Source organism: Ruegeria sp. S84 (assembly GCF_056583445.1).
This window is the reverse complement of sequence record NZ_CM152618.1, coordinates 1,910,351-1,928,090: the sequence shown is the minus strand read 5'-3', so window position 1 is coordinate 1,928,090 and position 17,740 is coordinate 1,910,351. Positions and strand designations below refer to the sequence as shown.

Genomic DNA, 17,740 nt, shown 5'->3' with positions numbered 1-17,740 from the left:
CTCAAACCTTTTCCGTCATGATCAGGGCCAGCGCGTTTTCCGCAGTCTCCAGGGCGCCTTCGATATAGCCCCCGAACTGTGGTGCAACTTCGGTCCCGCCAAAGATTAGTCGGCCATCCCACAGACGGGTCATCGCATGGGGCAGCCCGTATTGCGGATGAGCGTATAACGGCTGTTGATCCGCTTCGATAGAGGTGAACGGGTCAAAGGCCCAATCTTTGACAAAGAGTGTCTTTGGCTCCGCAGCTTCGGCGCCGAACAGCCGGGACAGTTGCTCTTTGAGCAACTGCCGCAGCCGTTCTTCGTTACTGCGGGTGCGCGGGGGTAAGCCGATAAAGCCGAACAACGCGTAAGGTCCGCCCTCGGCAGGGGAGGCGTCGTGTATTTCCACCATCGGCCCCCTGCGGCTCATCGCGTCACCGGACAGCCCGGCCGTGCGCCAGAACGGGGTATCATAGACAGCGATGACTTTGGCCTGGCCGGCCATCCAAGTCGCGATCCCAGTCATTGCCGCTAAAGCTTCATCTGGTAAAGCAGGTGAGAACGCGATCTTGCTCGCCACGCGAGGAGGGAGGGCCAGTACGACTTCCTGAGCATGGATGACCTGCCCAGTTTGAGCGGTCGCGGTGATCCCAGACGCAGACTTCTCTAACCCGACGATAGGCGCGGATAAGATGAGCCGCTTCGGCGGTATCTCAGCGGCAAGCGCATCAGTGAGGGCGCCCAGACCACCTTTCAAGCGATAAGACCCTTGCATCGAGGCAAACCCGCGATCGCGCTCGACCTGGCCGATCTCGTTTTCAAAGCAGAGAGCGCCTGTTGAATATTGCTCGAACCACTCCTGTCCGAGCCGCTTTATTAACGCTGCAATACGCGGCTGCCCCGGCCAGAACCAGGCGGGACCCATGTCGAAGTACCCACCCTCCAGCCTTTCCGTCAAGATACGTCCGCCCGGACGACCCCGCGCTTCGACCAGCAGGTAGTCATGGTTTCGTGCCTGTAGCTGTCGCGCAAGGCAGAGGCCAGAAAGGCCTGCGCCAATGATCAGAGTTTGCGTCTGCATCGCTCAGAACCCCTCAGATGCCGGGCGCAGGTCCAGCTCATGGGTCCAGGTGGATTGCGGTTGATGGGCTAACTGCCAGTAGGCCTCGGCAATCTCGTCCGGTTTCATCATCTTCGACGGATCCAGCGAGTGCAAATCCCGCGAGCGGGGTGTATCGATGATCCCGTCCAGAACGACGTGCGAGATATGTACGCCATCCGGTTGATATTCACGTGCCAGCGATTGTGTCAGCCCGCGCAGGGCGAACTTAGCCGACGCAAAAGCGGAAAACCGTGGGCCGCCGCGCAGCGACGCTGTGGCCCCCGAAACGATCAGCGCGCCACCACCGCCGCGCACCATCGGTTGCAGAACACATTGCCCCAGCAGGACCAAAGATTGCACCATTGATGTCCACGTTCTCTGATAGTCTTCCAATGCGGTTTCGGGGAATGGCGCGATCACCAGCTCAGCCGTATTGTGCACCACGATCTTCGGCGGGCCATGCGTAGCGATCAATTCAGAAATCACTGGCGCAACCGCACTCGGATCGGACAGATCGACCTGATGAAACGGCGCGATCGTTTCCTGCGGCTGCGTCCGTCCAAGACCAATGGCCGTCATGCCACTTGCCTGAAACCGCGCGAGAAGGGACTGGCCAAGGCCAGCCCCCGCACCGGCGACAATCGCCAGAGGTTTCTTTCTACTCATGAATTAAACCACCGGTGGCTGTGCAAAGGGCAGGTGGCCAGTCTTCATCCAGACCTTCGCCCCGTCTGGGCCAGCCATAGCCGACAGCGCTTCACCCTCAGGCAGGCGTAGCCAGTCGTTCTTTTTCAGAACGTCACCGCCTGAGGTCAGCGATCCGCCAATCATTAACAGCTCGATACCACCCTGCGCATTCGAAGTAATCTCGGTGCCTGCATCAACATGGCTGTAAGTGACAACCTCGCGGTCATCCTTGTGCAGGGTCGCAGTGGCGACCCCGTTCACGGGTGCGGCCAGTTCGTCGGCCATGGTTTTGCGGAACTGATTGCGATCATCCATGTCAAACTGCCAGAGTTTGACGAAGATCGTGCAGCCGGGTTCTGAGCCGGGCGTATGCTCGGTCGTTGGGGGATTGCGCACATAAGTGCCTTCGGGAAAATCGCCATGCTCATCCTGAAAGACGCCGTCCAAAACTATGAACTCTTCACCACCCGTATGGGTGTGGGCCGAGAATTTGCTGCCTGGTGCATAGCGCACAATGGTGGTGGCGCGGGCGACTTCGCCACCAATTCGGTCCAGCATGCGCCGGTCCACACCCTTCATGGGCGAGGCCTGCCACTCAAGCTGATCAGAGTGAACAACGACACGCGAAGAGAAGTCCGAGTTGAGTTCCATGGGAGGGGTCCTTTCAACTTAAATGGCAGTTCTCGCTTAGCCGGCGATAGATGGACGGGCCGCCATCTTAGCACGCCAAGCTTGCAGGTTGGTCAGGGTTTCAGGAATTTCAACTTTGGCAAAATCGGCGAACGCCAATCCTGCAAAGGCGGTGATATCGGCCACAGAGAATGTGTCTCCGGCCAAGTATTCGTTTTCGGCCAATACCGCATCCAGATAGGCCATTGTGTTTCCGGCAACCTCTTTCTGTTTGTTGCCCCATTCGACGCATTGATAGGTTTCCAGGTCCGGGCCGAGGCCAGGTGTGGCATGGTGGAAGTAGGTGCCGACTGCATTCAAGAGACCGTTTTCCGCGCGCAGATTCATCATCGAGATTCGGGCGCGCTCTTGCGCAGTCACGCCGGTCAATGATGGGCCATCGAAGGTTGCGTCGATATATTCAGTGATCGCGTTGCATTGAGCGATGTGCGATCCATCTTCCAGTTCCAAACAAGGCACTGCGGCATCGGGGTTTTTGGCTTTGAACTCAGGCGTACGATGTTCGCCGCCCATCACATCCACAGGGATGAATTCAACTTTGTCTGACGCGCCTTTTTCAGCCAGCGCAATACGAACACGGGCAGGGTTCGGGAACCCTTCGACATCATATATCTTCATCTGAGTACCTCCGTCGGGGTTTGTGCTTCATGAAAACTACCTATCAATAGGTAGATATTATTACAAGCCTTTTTTACGTCTTGTCAGAAGAACTTGGCTTGAGGCGGGCAGGGCGGTTGCGTAGCTTTTGCAGATGACCAGACCTGCCTCCTTCAAACAGTTTAAATCCAGTCCCGAGATCATCCGCCTTGCGGTGATGCTGTACATCCGCTTCCCGCTTTCGTTTCGGAATGTCGAAGTTCTGCTGCACGAGCGAGGGATCGACGTGAGCCACGAAACCCTCCGATATTGATGGAACAGGTTTGGCCCGATATTTGCTGCTGAGATAAAGCGGAAGCGTGTTTAGCAATTGAGAGCATACTCCAAATGGAAGTGGTAGTTGGACGAGGTTATTGTGAAGGTGAATGGCAAGCGGCATTATCTTTGGTGGGCTATCGATGAAGAAGGTGAGGTGCTAGAAGCCGTTGTCACCAAACGTCGAAACAAAGCTGCAGCATTGAAATTTCTAAAGAAATTGATGAATCGACACGGCCATGCGGAAGCCGTCGTCACGGATCGCTTCACCGGATACAAAGTCGCGGTCAGAGAGCTGGTCGCGCTCGAAAAACAACCGACGGGTAGATGGCTCAACAACCGCGTCGAGAACTCGCACCTCCCGTTCCGACCAAGAGGACGCGCCAACCAACGGTTCAGGCGCATGCGAAGGTTACAGAAATTCGCCTCCGTCTATTCCTCCGTTTACAACCACTTCAATCAGGAAAGATCTCTAGCCTGCCGAGACACCTTCAAGCTGTCGCGCACCGCCGCTCTCGCCGAGTGGCGCGAACTTTGTTCTGGATAGGTTCACGGTTTCCGCGGCAAACTGAGACTGGCTAAAATTCGTCTGACAGCAACAATGTGGGATCATTCCAGCACTGGATCTGTAAGAAGATCATGGATTGAGACGGGCAAAAGTTATCTCAAATGCGGTTAGCTTTGTCCGCTAGGCGGTCGTTCGTGCGGAACAAAGGCGCAGTACTACGGCCAGCGGTGGCTTCGTCCGCACTGCGGTCGTTCATCTGAACTTGTCGAATGACCGCTGTGAGCCCTTTGTAGCGAATGCTGCGTCGTGGAATAATGGCCGCATTGCGCAGAAAGCGGACTTTGCAAAGTGAAGGCTGCAGCTCAAAGCGGTTACGCTACATCGAGCTGCCATGCCGCGGTCGCGGTTCATGCTGCCGCTATTCCCAGCACGGTCAAAGCCAAAGACTGTTCGAACCCATAATCTGAAAAAAATTGCAATTCGATTGACTGAACTCAACGGCTGATGTGTGCCTATGTGCAATTGTGTTTATTTTGAAATCAGAATTTGGCAAGCCAAGCCGCCGAGTTTTTGGGATGTATCTAGTGTCAGTTTGCATCCATATGCATTCAGCAGATCAACGGCTATTGCCAAACCCAAACCGGTGCCACTGACAGAAGTGTCTAAACGACCTCCCGAACGAAGCACTCCTTCACGTGCAATTTCAGGAATACCAGGCCCGTCATCCTCAATGCAGATCTGAATGCCCTCTTCAACACGCTTTGCGGTGATCTGAACTGTTGTTTGGCACCATTTGAGAGCGTTGTCGAGAAGGTTACCAATCACTTCTTCTACGTCCTGAGTGTCCATTCGCACCCAGAGACCGGCGTCGTGATCTGGAGTAAGTGATTTCCCCTCGCGCTCTGCCATGACCGAAAATAGTCTGGACAATCTCCCGACCGAGTTCGAAAGATCGGTTTTTGAATGTGTCAATTCTCCAGTATTGGTCGCACGCATACGTGCGAGAGAGCGGCCAAGCTGGGCATCGATCCGACCCAATGCCTCTTCTGCCTGAGTGGTATCAGCTCCGGTTTCCGACAAGCTTTTCAGTTCATTTCTGAGGATTGCTGTCGGTGTTTTCAGCGCATGCGCCAGGTCCGCCGCTTGCCGCCGCGAGCCGGCCACAATCTCGCGATTTCTGTGCAGAAGTTGATTGAGGTCTTCGACAAGTGGCGAAACCTCTTCCGGATAGTCTTTCGGCCTAAGATCATCCCCCTTGTCCCAACGATGCGCCACATCTGCGCGTAATTTCCTGAGAGGACCGACAATTGCTGACATCAACAGCAGCGAACCCGCAACTCCAATCAGACCGACCAGCCCAAATACTGGAAGCAAGTTGTTCTGCGCGGCGCGACGTTCGCTGATCAGTTCAAGCCTGCTTTCGGCGACCGTCACGCTCCATTCTGTTCCGTCTTCGAAGGTGATTTTCTGATAAGCGCTGCGAACGGCCTCGCTGTCCGGACCTGTGGTGTTCCAAACGAGGGTCTCATCACTCACACGCGCAGGTTCAGAAATAGTTTCGTCAAAGAGTGAGGCCGATGTGAATGTAACCCCGTTTGCATCGGTCACCTGCCAGTATCTGCCTGAAAACGGCGTTCCATAGGCCGGGTCGAACATGAGATCACGTAAGGCCTCGGGGCTGTCCGTCGTCGCGCTCAACCCGACAACCAGCTGCGTATGTCTATTGCGCAGCGTCTCGTCGAACTGCTCAAGAACGCGCGCATTGATGTAGGAAAAAACAACCAAAGTTCCAACGCCGACAGAAAGCGCACCTGTGGCGAGGCCGCCAAGCAACGCGCGTTGGCGCAGCGATAACATCAGGCGGTATCGATCATATAGCCGCGTCCTCTGACCGTTGTTATTAGGTCAGGGCCGAGTTTCTTACGCAGCCGGGTTATGAAAACGGCAATGGTGTTCGAATCCCTGTCACCATCATATTCGTAGATATGTTCGGACAGCTCAGTACGCGACACCATGCGCCCGAGATTATGCGCAAGGTATGTCAGGACAGCTATTTCCTGCGCGGTCAGATCAACGGGAATTCCACCTACGCTGACCCGTCCGTTTCGTGTATCCAAAGAGACGTCCCCCATTTCGATCACAGGATTCAATTGACCGCTCTGTCGGCGCAGGATCGCGCGGACACGTGCGGCCAGTTCTGGCATGTGAAACGGCTTGGTCATGTAATCATCCGCGCCTGCGTCAAGGCCATCTACGCGTTCACTCCAACCATCGCGGGCTGTTAGGATCAACACCGGCGTCTTGATCCCTGCGCCACGCCATTCGCGCAGGACGGAGATGCCATCGCGCTCGGGCAATCCAATGTCTAGGATGATCATGTCGTATGGTTCGGTCGCCCCCAAGTGAAGCGCATCCGTACCATTGTTGGCCACGTCCACTACGCGGCCTTCTGCACTCAGAAGCTTTTTGATCTGCTCGCACAACTGCGGCTCATCTTCGGCCAGAAGTACTCTCATATTCAAAAACTACAATCACAATGGCTTTGAATTAAGCCCTATTTTTTACCCTTGCCTTTGCCGTTCCCACCGGAATTGCCATTACCGTTGCCATTCCCATCGGAATTGCCATTGCCGTTACCATTTCCCCCGGAATTACCATTTCCGCCGCCATTGCCGTTTCCGCCACCGTTGCCTCCGCCATTGCCGCCCCCGTTTCCGCCGCCTCTGTTGCCATTCTCGCCGCTGCTGCCGCGGCTTGCAGAGGCACCACGGTTGTTACTGGTGCTGCGGTTGCTGTTCTTGTCGGCATTTGCAGACCCAGACCGCGCAGCTTTTGAAATTTGGCGGGCCACGCTGGTTCGGTTGGAAACAACGGCACCGGTTTGAGCATTCACAATGACGCTAACGATTTTTCCATCGGGCTTCTTAACGAGAATACGATAGTAAATCTGGTCCGCCTGAAAGGCGCGCGCATCGACAGGTGTGCCACCGAAAGCTTTCTCAACACCATTGATGACCCGCTTCAGCCGGATCGTGTCACCTGTCAGAGTCGCCTTGCGCAGTTCACCTTGCTTGAGCTCACGTGTTTCGGCACCCGCTTCCCCACTGGGTAAAGCAACAAGCACGTTTGCAACCAACAAGAAAACGTACGCACGCATAAAAGCTCTCAATATTTCCTGGCGTAAGATTACGCCGTTCGACATGAACCGATGATGAACAAGCAGTTAGCTCTGCGTTCAAGCGCTCTCAAGTTAAATGGGAACAATCATATGAGATTCGGGCGCGAATCGAGACGATAGAACACAGCGAGTTGTTTCAGAAAACTGCTACCCGCTGATTTCCACCGAGGAGGTCGATATGAAAACCACCAGTTTGGGACTGCTCAAAGCATCGACCCTGGCAATTGCGTTGCTGGGTTCAACCGCCATCATAGCCACCGTCGCCGCGCCTGATGTTGCCTTTGCAAAAGAAGGAAAAGGCAACGGTGGAGGAAATGGTAAAGGCGGTGACAACGGCAACGGCGGTGGAAAGGGTAACAGCGGCGGTAAGGGCAACTCTGGAAAAGGAGACCGCGGCGACCATAGCTCTGCCGGGAACAAAGGCGGAAAGAAGAGTGTTGACAAAGGTCAAGCTGGCCGGACTGCAGGAAAATCCAACAACGGCAACTCGAAGTCCAAAGCTTCGCGGTCTGTATTCGGCAATGGCGGTCGTATCTCGTTGAAGGACATCTTCAGCGGAAAAGGTAAATCGAGAACGGTTACCACCTCCAGGAAAGGGTCAACAACAGGTGGCGGCAAGCAAAAGCCACGGACGTACAAGAAGCCTTCAAAATCCGTGATCGTTGAAGAATCCATACGTCCGGCCGTCCGGACCAAAGGCAACAGGATGGCAGCACTTCTTGGTGCCCATCCGTCCGAGTTGGGTGCGCTGAACGCGGCTAACGCCAGCGCAACTGCACTGGCGAACGCAGCGCCCACCTCTCGCGTCGGTCGAATTGCCTACTATCGCGATACCGTTTTGGCTGGCGAACCGTTGCGTGAGGAACTTGCGGAGCAATTGGAAGAGCTTGCCAGACTGGAGCCGCCAGAGCGGACTATATCCGAAATCGAGGAAGACCTGCGAACTGCGTTGGATGATGTGCAGGAGAACCAAGAGAGAGTCGAAGAACTTGAACAAGCGCTGGAGGATGCAGGTGGAGCTGATCCTGAGATTGAGGAACAACTTGATCAAGCGCGCGCAGATCTAGAGAGTTCGGTCGAAGAAGCCCAGGACCTGAACGATGAAAGACAGACCGCTGTCGAATACGAAGAAGCGACTGAGGAAGTGCGGGAACTGGCTGATCTGGTTGAAGAGCGGCGGTTGACCGAGCGGAAAGCCTTGGAAGCTGCAGCCAACAAACCCGTCACGGATGCCGTTGAGCAAGAGGTAAAGTCGCTCCTGGGCCTGTAAGAACAGGCAACAGCTTATTCGCCTCACGATACACGCAGTACCAACCACTCACGGAAGTACTGAATGCCGGGCCAGCCATACGCTTCGCAAAGGCGAGAAATGGTTGGCCCGCATAATATGAGGCCGAGCCATAAAAACGAAGGCTACAAGCCTCGCATCCCTCACATCGACCACGCGGAAAAAGAAACCCCGCTCCAAGTTGGAGCGGGGTTCAGTTTTCAATTCCAATATTTTGGACAGATATCGGGAATTGTGTGGGGGTCTGCTGAACTGCCTTCAGACGTTGTTATGTGCCTCGGAAAGTCGCTTGTTTTTGACGATCTGTGTTAATGCACTTTCGATAGGAGGGAAGCGACCACTGCTCGACTTGGTCGTGATTGACAAACGCTCTTCGGCAATCTTGCCGGAGGTTTGCATCACAGCTGTTGTGCTGGACTTTTCAGTCACAAAGGCAGGCTTGATCATGCGTTTCCCCTCGTCAGCGATCAAACGGAACAACATTCCGATTGATCCAACACAATCACTATGCCTGAGACTGTTTGAACACTCTGAGAATACATTGTTCACGTTCGGTTAATGTTGTTCGCGAAATAAAGACAAACGAATAGGCGGGCGACCAGATGGACGAAGAATACCCGTTCTTGGTGCTTTGGCTGGGTTATTCGATGACAATCGCAGCACATGGATTCAGATCGTGAGCAAACGGCTGCATCGGAAAGCGACTCTTCGCTTATGAACTCGCCAAGGCCCATTCAAGATCATATCTAGGCTTAGAAGCTGAAGAAGGCGCTGGGAATGAAAAAAACAGTTGGAGTTCTGGCAGTGGCACTGACCGTGCAAGGCACGTCATTTGCAAACGCAAATCACAGCTTGTGGAGCCATAACACAGGGCGCGTCAGCGGAACCGATGCTACCGCACCGATTCATGTGAAATCCAAATCCGGACATTGTCCGCCGGGTTTGGCGAAAAAGGCGATCCCGTGCGTACCGCCTGGACAGGCCAAGAAGTATCGACGTGGGGATTACATCTATGATGGGTATGTCCGGATCGATGATCCCGGCCGTTGGGGATTACGGCGCAATGGATATTACGTGCGAGCCGGAGACTACGTTTACGAAATAAACCGTGAAACGCATGAAGTGCTGAATCTAATTGGGGCAATCGCCGATGTTTTGAATTGAGTGCTTCGCCAGTTCTTGGCCCTAATACTAAGTGCGAGCCCATTTAGGCGGCGTTCCAAAATTGAAACAAACGCCCGTTTAAGGCCTTGGTCACAGCAAATTATTCGCTTAAACAGCTTATGTCGCCAGCCCGAATGGAAATCTGGTATAGCCTTCGCTAAGGGCTGTATTGTTGCACAACTCGGGATCTGCAAAGCTCAGTTATGTAGGCTGGCTTTGAGCTACCATCGTTCACAGATGAGAAGAGTCTTGTCGGAAGAGCTTTGCTTGAGCGGGGCGGGACGGTTGCGTAGCTTTTGGCCATGGCCAAACCTGCCTTCTTCAAGTACTTCAAAACCAGCTCCGAGATCATCCGCTTTATGGTGATGCTTTAAATCCGTTTTCCGCTTTCGCTTCGGAATGTTGAAGACCTTCTGCACGAACGCGGGATCAACGTGAGTCACGAGACTGTCCGATATTGGTGGAACCGTTTTGGTCCAATTTTCGCGTCAGTGATCCGAAGAAAGCGTGTTCAGTAATTGCGAGCATTCTCGAAATTTATATGGCATTCAGATGAGGTCTTTGTGAAAATCAATGGAAGGCGGCATTACCTTTGGAGTACCGTGGATCACAAAGGCGAGGTGTTGGAAGCCGTTGTTACCAAACGCCGAAACAAAGTTGCAGCACTGAGATTCCTCAAGAAATTGATGAAGAGACACGGTGTAGTGGATGAAATTATAACGGATCGTTTCGCGTCATGCCGAGCCGCGCCCAGAGATATCGATGCGACGGAAAAGCAGATGACGGGCAGGTGGAATAACAACCGCGTCGAGAATTCACACCTTCCTTTCCGACGACGCGAACGCGCCATGCAGCGATTCAAGCTTATGCGAAGTTTACAGAAATTCGCCTCCATCCTTTCTTCCGTCTACAACTACTTCAATCAGGAAAGATCATTTAGCAGCCGAGTAATCTTCAAGCAGACCTGTTCCGCCGCTCTGGCTGAGTGGCGTCAGCATTGTTCCACGTAAATTTGCGGATTTGGCGTCGAACTAAGACTGGTTGGACTTAGTCTGGCAGCACCCTTGTAGCTGTTATGTTATGACGTCTGGCGTCTGGCGGTCGCAGATTTCGGGGATTTTAGTTATTCGAGCCATTGCTTCTGTGATTTCTTGCAATGCTGACTGGGTATCCATATGCATATCTCCTCCAACGGGTGTGAACTGCTCCAAATAGATACGAACTGTGGCACCGTCCGTTCCTGTACCCGAAAGGCGGATCACGCCTCGACAGCCATTCTCGAAAGTAATGCGCACTCCTTGGTTCTTGCTTATCGAACCATCGACCGGGTCTTCGTAGGAAAAATTGTCCGCAGTCGCGACAACAAGATTGCCGGTGCTGCTGCCAGGAAGTTCAGGTAACCGATCAGTCAAATCGGCGATCATTTTCTCGGCTTTGGCGTTGTCAACGGCCTCGTAGTCATGCCGCGAATAATAGTTGCGGCCATAAGTCCGCCAGTGATCTTCCATGATTTCGCGGACCGAGACCCGACGTTCGGCAAGAATGTTCAGCCACAGTAGAACGGCCCACAATCCGTCCTTCTCGCGCACGTGATCCGAGCCAGTACCGGCACTTTCCTCTCCGCACAGCGTGATGCAGCCCGCGTCGAGCAAGTTGCCGAAAAACTTCCAACCTGTTGGCGTTTCATAACAATCTAGTCCCAACTTTTCGGCAACACGATCGACCGCTGCGCTGGTGGGCATCGATCTAGCGATCCCGGCGAGCCCCTTGCCGTAGCCCGGGACGAGGTGGGCGTTGGCGGCCAGCACGGCGAGACTGTCGGACGGGGTGACATAGATCCCTTTCCCTAAGATCATGTTGCGATCCCCATCCCCATCTGACGCGGCAGCAAAGTCCGGACCACCAGGAGATAGGACCAGATCGACAAGCGGTTTGGCCCAGATCGGGTTTGGGTCGGGATGCCCTTTGCCAAAATCGACCGATGGCACAGCGTTCAGGACTGATCCCTTTGGGGCACCCAGTTCATCTTCAAGTATGGCGGTCGCATAGGGTCCCGTGACCGCATGCATTGCGTCAAAACGAAGGGTGAACCCGCCGGACAGCAAATCTCTGATCCGGCCGAAATCGAAAATATCACGCATCAGTTCTGTGTAATCGGCCACCGGATCGACGATCTCCACGCCCATATCTTCGAGCCTTGAAACGCCGACCCCTCCCAGATCGATGTCCCCGGACTCAAGCGAGCGATACTCGGTCATGCTCCGTGACTGGGCAAAGAATTCTTCCGTCAGGCTCTCGGAGGCCGGGCCGCCATTGGCACCGTTGAATTTCAGCCCGAAATCGGCGTCGATGCCGCCGGGGTTGTGACTGGCGGACAGAATAAAGCCGCCATCGGCCCCGTGCTTGCGGATCAGATTGGACGCGGCAGGCGTTGACAACAGGCCATTCTGTCCGACAATCGCACGAACAGCGCCATTGGCTGCGGCCATGCGCAAGATGATCTGGATGGTCTCGGCGTTAAAAAACCTGCCGTCGCCACCGATGACAAAAGTCTTGCCTTGCGCGCCGCCAATGGCATTGAAAATCGACTGCACATAGCTCTCCAGATATCCGGGTTCCATAAACACCCGCGTCTTTTTGCGCAGTCCCGAGGTGCCGGGTTTCTGACCCGCAAAGGGGGTGCAGGGAAACACTACGAAAGGCATGGATCAGTTTCCTTCTGTTGAACGGTGGCGGGGACTACCCGCGCCGGTTCCATCGAATTACGTACGTCTTTCAGACTTTGAACGGCAGCTAGTTCCTCTACAGACACGCGTGCCGGACGCCTCCAATTGGGGTGCTCGTCAATTGTTCCGGGTAGGTTCTGGGCCTGCTCGCTGCCCAACAAGTCGTCCAGTTGCACCGTCACCAGTTCCGCCGGGCTCTTTCCCAGCTCTGAATGCACCGCGCCGCGGATATCTTCCAAACTTGCTTCCGGCGGGATGGCGCAATGACGGCGCAGTGAATTCCGCTGGACGGCCCGCGCGGCGTGCAATGCCATCGCCCTGTCCCGGGACAGCCAACCGATGGTGCGCCACCATTCGATATCGCGCCCGCGCCAGAAGCCTTGGATCGTCGGCGTATCATGTGTACTGAAACAAGCCATACTGAAAGGGCGCAAATCCTGCGCCGACCTCAATGCGCCATCTCGTGTCCCTTCAAATTGCCAAACCGCGTAACTGTAGAGGCCGGACTCATTCAGGCGCTCGCGGAACCCGGCGGGCACCAATCCCAGATCCTCGCCCACAACGCAGCAGTGATTGCACCAGGCCTCTATGGCCACCACCGCAAGCAACACGTCGAACGGTTGCGAGATATACCCACCCGGGCTTCCATCCTCAGGTACCCAGAAGCTGCGCATCAGGCCAAGAACATGGTCAATCCGGACAATCCCAGCCTGGGACATCAGTTTTCTCAGCAGTGTCCGCACGGGTTCGTAGCGGTTTTTCGACAACTTATTTGGTGCGTAGGCCGCTAATGTCCAGGATTGCCCAGCAGGACTGAGCTGATCTGGCGGTGCCCCGATTGAGACGCCGCGTGCAATCAGATCCTGGTGCATCCAAACTTCGGCACCGTCGGGACGCGCTCCAACCGCAAGGTCCAAGAAAAGACCTAAAGCCATCCCGGACCGAATTGCGGTCGCTTGCGCGACCTCGAGCTGAGTATAGGCCCTCCATTGCAGCCACGCATGGAATTCGTTCCGGGGCGTCGGTTTTGTTCTTTCAGGTTGGCTTAAATGGATAGGCCAATTGCGAAAGTTGCCGCCATGCATTTCGCTGATGCTTTCAAACGTGGCGAACCGGGCCAGTTCCAGACCTTCGGCGCGGCAAAAAGCCTGAAATTCTTTGTGCTCCGTCGCTGCAGCGCTTTGCTGAAATCGCTGAAACTCCGCGTCCAATGCGAGGCGGTGTTTTATGCGAAAAGCCGGGTAATCGATCAACGCCCGGTCCGAAACAGATGCAAGCCGGGTGCCTGTTGCAATGTGATCGATATTCAGAAACCCGCGGTGACTAGGCGAATAAGGGCTTTTGGTGTCACCTACCGCCCATCCCAGCGCATGGACCGGATTAACGCCAAAATACATCGCACCCGATTGCCCCATGACAGACATCGCATGGCCCAGGTCGTCGTAGTTTCCCAACCCGCCGTTTGATCGGGACCGCAACGAGTACACTGCGCCCGATACACCCCATCCCTTCGTGCGTCCTGTCAGGTCTGCGATTGTCGGCGCATGTATCGGTCGGCTCAACAGAAACACTTCTTCGCAGCGACCAGGGCTATGCACAACCAACGTAAAATATCCAACAGGCAGAGGTTGAAGCGTTAGGCTTGTTTCCCCGCGCCCCGCCTGAACCTCGTGTCCTTTGTTATCCAGCACATGCCATTCGCTGGGCTGAGACAGTGCCAATTCAAACGGCAGGTCGGCCAGAATGACCTGTTCAATAGGTAACGCTCGTGCTGCCTGTTCGGCCTGACCCGCCCGTAAGGCCTCGGAAACGGCGCTGTCCGTATCTGCGTCTATGTCCATCGCGCGGAGCAGAGCCTTCAGGGTCGGTGGATCCGATGATAAACGCGTTCCATCCCAGGCGTTGTACCCCAGATGGATGCCGCAATCCTGCGCTAGTTGACGCAGTCTGTCGTCGCTGCCCATCATTCCACTGACCGTTCTTTTAAGACAAAGGCGGCTACCGAGTGTGCCGGAATGATCGTCGTTGAAGACGTGATCTTGCTGGCCGACTGATGAGAAACCGACGTGTCAATTTCTCGCTGCCAGACTCTGTCTCCGCCGGACGGCAACCGCAACTCCAGCGCCTCATTTTCCCGGTTGAAGGCCAGCATCACCACATCGAAGATAGTGTCGCCCGCCACGCATTCGGCGCAACCGCGCAGGATCAGACAAAGGCTGGACAGTCCCGGATCGCGCCAGTTCAGTGGCGATCCGTCCATGGCACGCCACTCGACATCCGGATATCCGTCTGTCCGTTGGGCACCATGCAGGAATCGATTTTGATTGAGTACGGGATGATTGCAACGGAAACGCGACAGTGCCGCGGTAAACGCGATCAAATCGCTGTCAAGTGTGGTCCAGTCGATCCAACTTACTGGGTTGTCCTGGCAATACGCGTTGTTGTTGCCATTCTGAGAATTGCCGCCCTCGTCACCGGCCAACAGCATAGGGGTGCCTTGTGACAAGAAGACAGTGGCCAGGAAATTTCGCATCCTTTGGAGGCGCGCGGCTTTCACTTCGGGATCGTCGCAGGCTCCCTCCATGCCGAAATTGTCGCTGTAGTTGCTGTGATGGCCATCGCGATTGTCTTCACCATTGGCTGCATTATGGCGCTGAAGGTACCGGGTCGTATCTGCCAACGTGAAGCCGTCGTGAGAGGCCACGAAGTTTACTGAAGACCAGGCCTGACGACCCTTGGTATCGAATAATTCCGCTGACCCCAATAAGGCCGAGCCCATGTCCTGCGCCGAATGGCTGTCGCCGCGCCAGAACTTGCGCACCGTGTCTCGGTAACGGTCATTCCATTCCGAAAACTCGGGCGGGAACCGTCCCAGTTGATAGCCTCCCGGACCGACATCCCAAGGCTCTGCAATCAGTTTTGCACCTGCTAGTACAGGGTCCTGGCGCAAGGCATCCAGGAACCCGCCGCTTGCTTCAAACCCATGCGCCTCGCGCGCCAGAGTCGTTGCCAAGTCAAAGCGGAAACCGTCGACCCCCATGCTCTGCACCCAGAACCGCAGGCTGTCCATCACCATCCGAAGCACAAACGGGTGCTTTACCTGAAGTGTATTTCCGGTGCCGGTGTCGTTCACATAGTAGCGCGGTTGGCCATCCAGCAGCAGGTAATAAGACGCGTTGTCGATCCCGCGAAAACTAAGCGTCGGGCCGAGATGGTCACTTTCGGCGGAGTGGTTGTAGACCACATCCAGTATGACCTCGATACCGGCGGCATGAAACCGCTCGACCATGGCGCGAAACCCGAACACGCCGGATGGCCCGAAATAGCGCGGTTCGGGCGCAAAGAAGCCCAGAGTATTGTACCCCCAATAGTTCCGCATGGATCGCGCGCGCAGCGCACCTTCAGAGGTGAAGGCGTGGATAGGCAGGATTTCAACAGCCGTCACACCCAATCGCATCAGATGATCCAGAACCGGCTGTGACGACATCCCTTCATAGGTGCCCTTCACATGGTCAGGAATGTCAGGGTGCAACATGGTCACCCCTCTGACATGCGTCTCATAAATGAACGTGCCGTTCCAACGCCGTCCCAGCGTCATCGCGTCCGAGGTGAAACTGTCAGGACTAGAGACGACGGATTTGGGCACAAAAGGCGCGCTGTCGACTTCACTGAAGGACAGATCACCGTAGGGAGAATTGGGCAGGTAACCCAGGATTGCCGGATCATGGGTGACGGTTCCGTGCAGTTCGCGCGTATAAGGGTCCAAAAGCAGCTTGTTGGCGTTGAACCTGTGACCCCGCTCGGGTGCAAAAGGGCCTTCCACGCGGTAGCCATAAAGTGCTCCGGGTTTCAGGCCCGGCACGTAACCATGCCAGATGGCTCCATTGCGTTCGGGCAAAGCCAGTCGGGTGAGCTCGGTTCGGCCATCCTCTGCGAAAAGACACAGATTGACGCGCAATGCGTGCTCGGAGAACAGGGCAAAATTCACGCCTTCACCGTCGAAATGAGCACCGAGCCGCGACGGGTTGCCTTGTCGAATTATCAGTTGTGTAGGTCCAACATCCTTCATACAGACAAACTCTTGTACAATTCGGCATACTCCCGCGCCGACCGATCCCATCCAACAGCTTGGCGCATCGCCGCGCGTTGCATCATCTGCCACGTCTTCTTGTCGTCAAAGCAGCCAAAAACACGATCAAGCACAGCCTCAACGCCGGTTTTCGTAACATTATCAAACACAAATCCGGTTGCACATTCGGCGTTCAGTGCTGCGACATTTGCGTCAATCACCGTGTCAGCCAATCCCCCGGTACGCGCGACGATGGGCAAAGTACCGTATCGCAGCCCATAAAGCTGGGTCAAACCGCAAGGTTCAAACCGCGACGGGATCAGAATGGCGTCAGATCCGCCTTGTAGCAGATGGGCAAAGGCCTCGTCATATCCGATCACGGCCCCTACTGAACCGGCAAAGCGCTGGCCGGCGTCCACAAAAGCCTGTTCGAGTGCAGTTTCGCCAGAGCCCAAAACAGCCAGTTGGCCGCCGCGTTCGACGATGTGCGGAACGGTGTCAATCAGCACATCCAGACCTTTCTGCTCAGTCAACCGACTGATGACACAGAACAGCGGACCCCTGGAATCGGGATCAAGTCCAACACGGTCTGCGATACTTGCGCGGCTGTCAGCCTTTCGCCCCAGGCTTCGTGCATTGTAACCTCGGGCCAGTGCTGGATCGCTCAAGGGGTCCCATGTGCCGGTGTCTATGCCATTCAGAATACCGCTAAGTATCGCTGTTCTGGACTGTAGAACGCCGTCCAAACCCATTCCATACTGCGGCGTGAGGATTTCCCGGGCATAGGTAGGGCTGACCGTCGTGATCCGGTCTGCAAACATCAACCCACCCTTCAGAAACGCAAGATCACCGTGAAATTCCAGCGCTTCGGGATGAAACCAGTCACCGCGCAGTCCTAAATCTGACAGGGCATGCGGGCCGAACCGGCCCTGAAAGGCAATGTTGTGAATGGTCAAAACCGATTTGGGCGCGTCTTGACCGGATTGTTTGAGATAAACAGGGGTCAGAGCGGCCTGCCAGTCATGTGCGTGGATGATGTCCGGCTGCCAACCGTCGACACCGTCAAGACCCACCCGCGCCGACGCCTGTGCCAGCGCGCCAAAGCGCAGATGATTGTCCGCCCAATCCGCGCCATCGGGATCCGTGTAAGGCAAGCCGGGACGATCAAACAATTGCGGAGCATCCAATAGAAGCAGGTCAATACCTTGGACAGAGACCAGAACAAGCTGTCCATAGCCGCCAGGCAGATCACTGAACTTGGCAACCTGCCGCCCGTCGCTGAGCAAAGGCTGCAACGACGGATAGGCCGGCAACAGAATGCGACAGTCGATGCCATGACCGGACAGCGCAGCAGGCAGCGCGCCGACCACATCCGCCAGTCCTCCAGTCTTAATGAACGGCGCGCATTCTGAGGCGGCCATCAGTACTTTCATA

General features: G+C 55.4%; 15 protein-coding genes and 2 pseudogenes. 4 read left to right on the top strand and 13 right to left on the bottom strand.

Going from position 1 to position 17,740, the window contains the following annotated elements:
- Window position 1: 1 nt before the first annotated feature.
- The 5 genes from AC1DFB_RS09705 to AC1DFB_RS09685 form a co-directional block, all read right to left on the bottom strand.
- Entirely contained in the window at window positions 2-1,063 is a 1,062-nt protein-coding gene (locus tag AC1DFB_RS09705; protein ID WP_480921153.1) for a flavin monoamine oxidase family protein, read from the bottom strand.
- A gap of 3 nt (window positions 1,064-1,066) precedes the next feature.
- The gene (locus tag AC1DFB_RS09700) at window positions 1,067-1,750 is read right to left on the bottom strand and encodes an SDR family NAD(P)-dependent oxidoreductase (protein ID WP_480921152.1); all 684 of its coding nucleotides are present in this window, start codon (window positions 1,748-1,750) and stop codon (window positions 1,067-1,069) included.
- A gap of 3 nt (window positions 1,751-1,753) precedes the next feature.
- Window positions 1,754-2,422, bottom strand: a complete 669-nt coding sequence (locus AC1DFB_RS09695) for a cupin domain-containing protein (protein WP_480921151.1) — start codon at window positions 2,420-2,422, stop codon at window positions 1,754-1,756.
- A 36-nt stretch (window positions 2,423-2,458) separates the two neighbouring features.
- Window positions 2,459-3,079, bottom strand: coding sequence for a glutathione S-transferase (locus tag AC1DFB_RS09690; RefSeq protein WP_170567688.1), 621 nt, complete (start codon window positions 3,077-3,079; stop codon window positions 2,459-2,461).
- Window positions 3,080-3,152: 73 nt separating this feature from the next.
- A complete protein-coding gene (locus AC1DFB_RS09685) occupies window positions 3,153-3,353 on the bottom strand; it encodes a hypothetical protein (RefSeq protein ID WP_480760320.1) in 201 nt (66 codons plus the stop codon).
- On the opposite strand from AC1DFB_RS09685, the pseudogene AC1DFB_RS09680 reads away from it, so the two are divergent.
- Window positions 3,273-3,920, top strand: a pseudogene (locus tag AC1DFB_RS09680) (IS6 family transposase). The gene AC1DFB_RS09685 and the pseudogene AC1DFB_RS09680 sit on opposite strands and share 81 nt — an antisense overlap.
- Before the next feature lie 489 nt (window positions 3,921-4,409).
- Here the strand turns inward: AC1DFB_RS09680 and AC1DFB_RS09675 are convergent.
- Genes AC1DFB_RS09675 through AC1DFB_RS09665 form a run of 3 tightly spaced genes read right to left on the bottom strand, consistent with a single transcriptional unit; the run spans window position 4,410 to window position 7,083 of the window.
- Window positions 4,410-5,738: an ATP-binding protein gene (locus AC1DFB_RS09675; RefSeq protein ID WP_480921150.1), complete on the bottom strand. Its 1,329-nt coding sequence runs from the start codon at window positions 5,736-5,738 to the stop codon at window positions 4,410-4,412.
- Window positions 5,738-6,397: a response regulator transcription factor gene (locus tag AC1DFB_RS09670; RefSeq protein ID WP_480758777.1), complete on the bottom strand. Its 660-nt coding sequence runs from the start codon at window positions 6,395-6,397 to the stop codon at window positions 5,738-5,740. Before AC1DFB_RS09670 ends, AC1DFB_RS09675 begins: the two co-directional genes overlap by 1 nt.
- Window positions 6,398-6,435: 38 nt before the next feature.
- Window positions 6,436-7,083 carry a PepSY domain-containing protein gene (locus AC1DFB_RS09665; protein WP_480758780.1) on the bottom strand — a complete coding sequence of 216 codons (648 nt, stop codon included), beginning with the start codon at window positions 7,081-7,083 and terminating at the stop codon, window positions 6,436-6,438.
- Window positions 7,084-7,237: 154 nt separating this feature from the next.
- Between AC1DFB_RS09665 and AC1DFB_RS09660 the strand changes: the two genes are divergently transcribed.
- Window positions 7,238-8,329 carry a hypothetical protein gene (locus tag AC1DFB_RS09660; RefSeq protein WP_480921149.1) on the top strand — a complete coding sequence of 364 codons (1,092 nt, stop codon included), beginning with the start codon at window positions 7,238-7,240 and terminating at the stop codon, window positions 8,327-8,329.
- Window positions 8,330-8,605: 276 nt separating this feature from the next.
- Here the strand turns inward: AC1DFB_RS09660 and AC1DFB_RS09655 are convergent, their stop codons facing one another.
- The gene (locus AC1DFB_RS09655; protein ID WP_480921148.1) at window positions 8,606-8,794 is read right to left on the bottom strand and encodes a hypothetical protein; all 189 of its coding nucleotides are present in this window, start codon (window positions 8,792-8,794) and stop codon (window positions 8,606-8,608) included.
- 330 nt (window positions 8,795-9,124) lie between these two features.
- On the opposite strand from AC1DFB_RS09655, the gene AC1DFB_RS09650 reads away from it, so the two are divergent.
- Together AC1DFB_RS09650 and AC1DFB_RS09645 are read left to right on the top strand one after the other, a co-directional pair.
- Window positions 9,125-9,511 carry a hypothetical protein gene (locus tag AC1DFB_RS09650; RefSeq protein ID WP_480921147.1) on the top strand — a complete coding sequence of 129 codons (387 nt, stop codon included), beginning with the start codon at window positions 9,125-9,127 and terminating at the stop codon, window positions 9,509-9,511.
- Between the two features lie 302 nt (window positions 9,512-9,813).
- A pseudogene (locus AC1DFB_RS09645) lies at window positions 9,814-10,521 on the top strand (IS6 family transposase).
- 63 nt (window positions 10,522-10,584) lie between these two features.
- On the opposite strand, the gene AC1DFB_RS09640 reads toward AC1DFB_RS09645, so the two are convergent.
- From AC1DFB_RS09640 to glgA, 4 genes are read right to left on the bottom strand one after another with little or no spacing between them, the layout of a single operon-like run.
- On the bottom strand, window positions 10,585-12,216 hold the full coding sequence (locus tag AC1DFB_RS09640) for an alpha-D-glucose phosphate-specific phosphoglucomutase (protein ID WP_170403662.1): 1,632 nt from the start codon (window positions 12,214-12,216) through the stop codon (window positions 10,585-10,587).
- On the bottom strand, window positions 12,204-14,204 hold the full coding sequence (gene malQ, locus AC1DFB_RS09635; protein WP_480921146.1) for a 4-alpha-glucanotransferase: 2,001 nt from the start codon (window positions 14,202-14,204) through the stop codon (window positions 12,204-12,206). The genes AC1DFB_RS09640 and malQ overlap by 13 nt, the downstream gene beginning before the upstream one ends.
- Window positions 14,201-16,306: a glycogen debranching protein GlgX gene (gene glgX, locus AC1DFB_RS09630; protein WP_480921145.1), complete on the bottom strand. Its 2,106-nt coding sequence runs from the start codon at window positions 16,304-16,306 to the stop codon at window positions 14,201-14,203. The genes malQ and glgX overlap by 4 nt, the downstream gene beginning before the upstream one ends.
- Window positions 16,303-17,739: a glycogen synthase GlgA gene (glgA, locus tag AC1DFB_RS09625; protein ID WP_170403653.1), complete on the bottom strand. Its 1,437-nt coding sequence runs from the start codon at window positions 17,737-17,739 to the stop codon at window positions 16,303-16,305. The genes glgX and glgA overlap by 4 nt, the downstream gene beginning before the upstream one ends.
- Between the last annotated feature and the right edge of the window lies 1 nt (window position 17,740).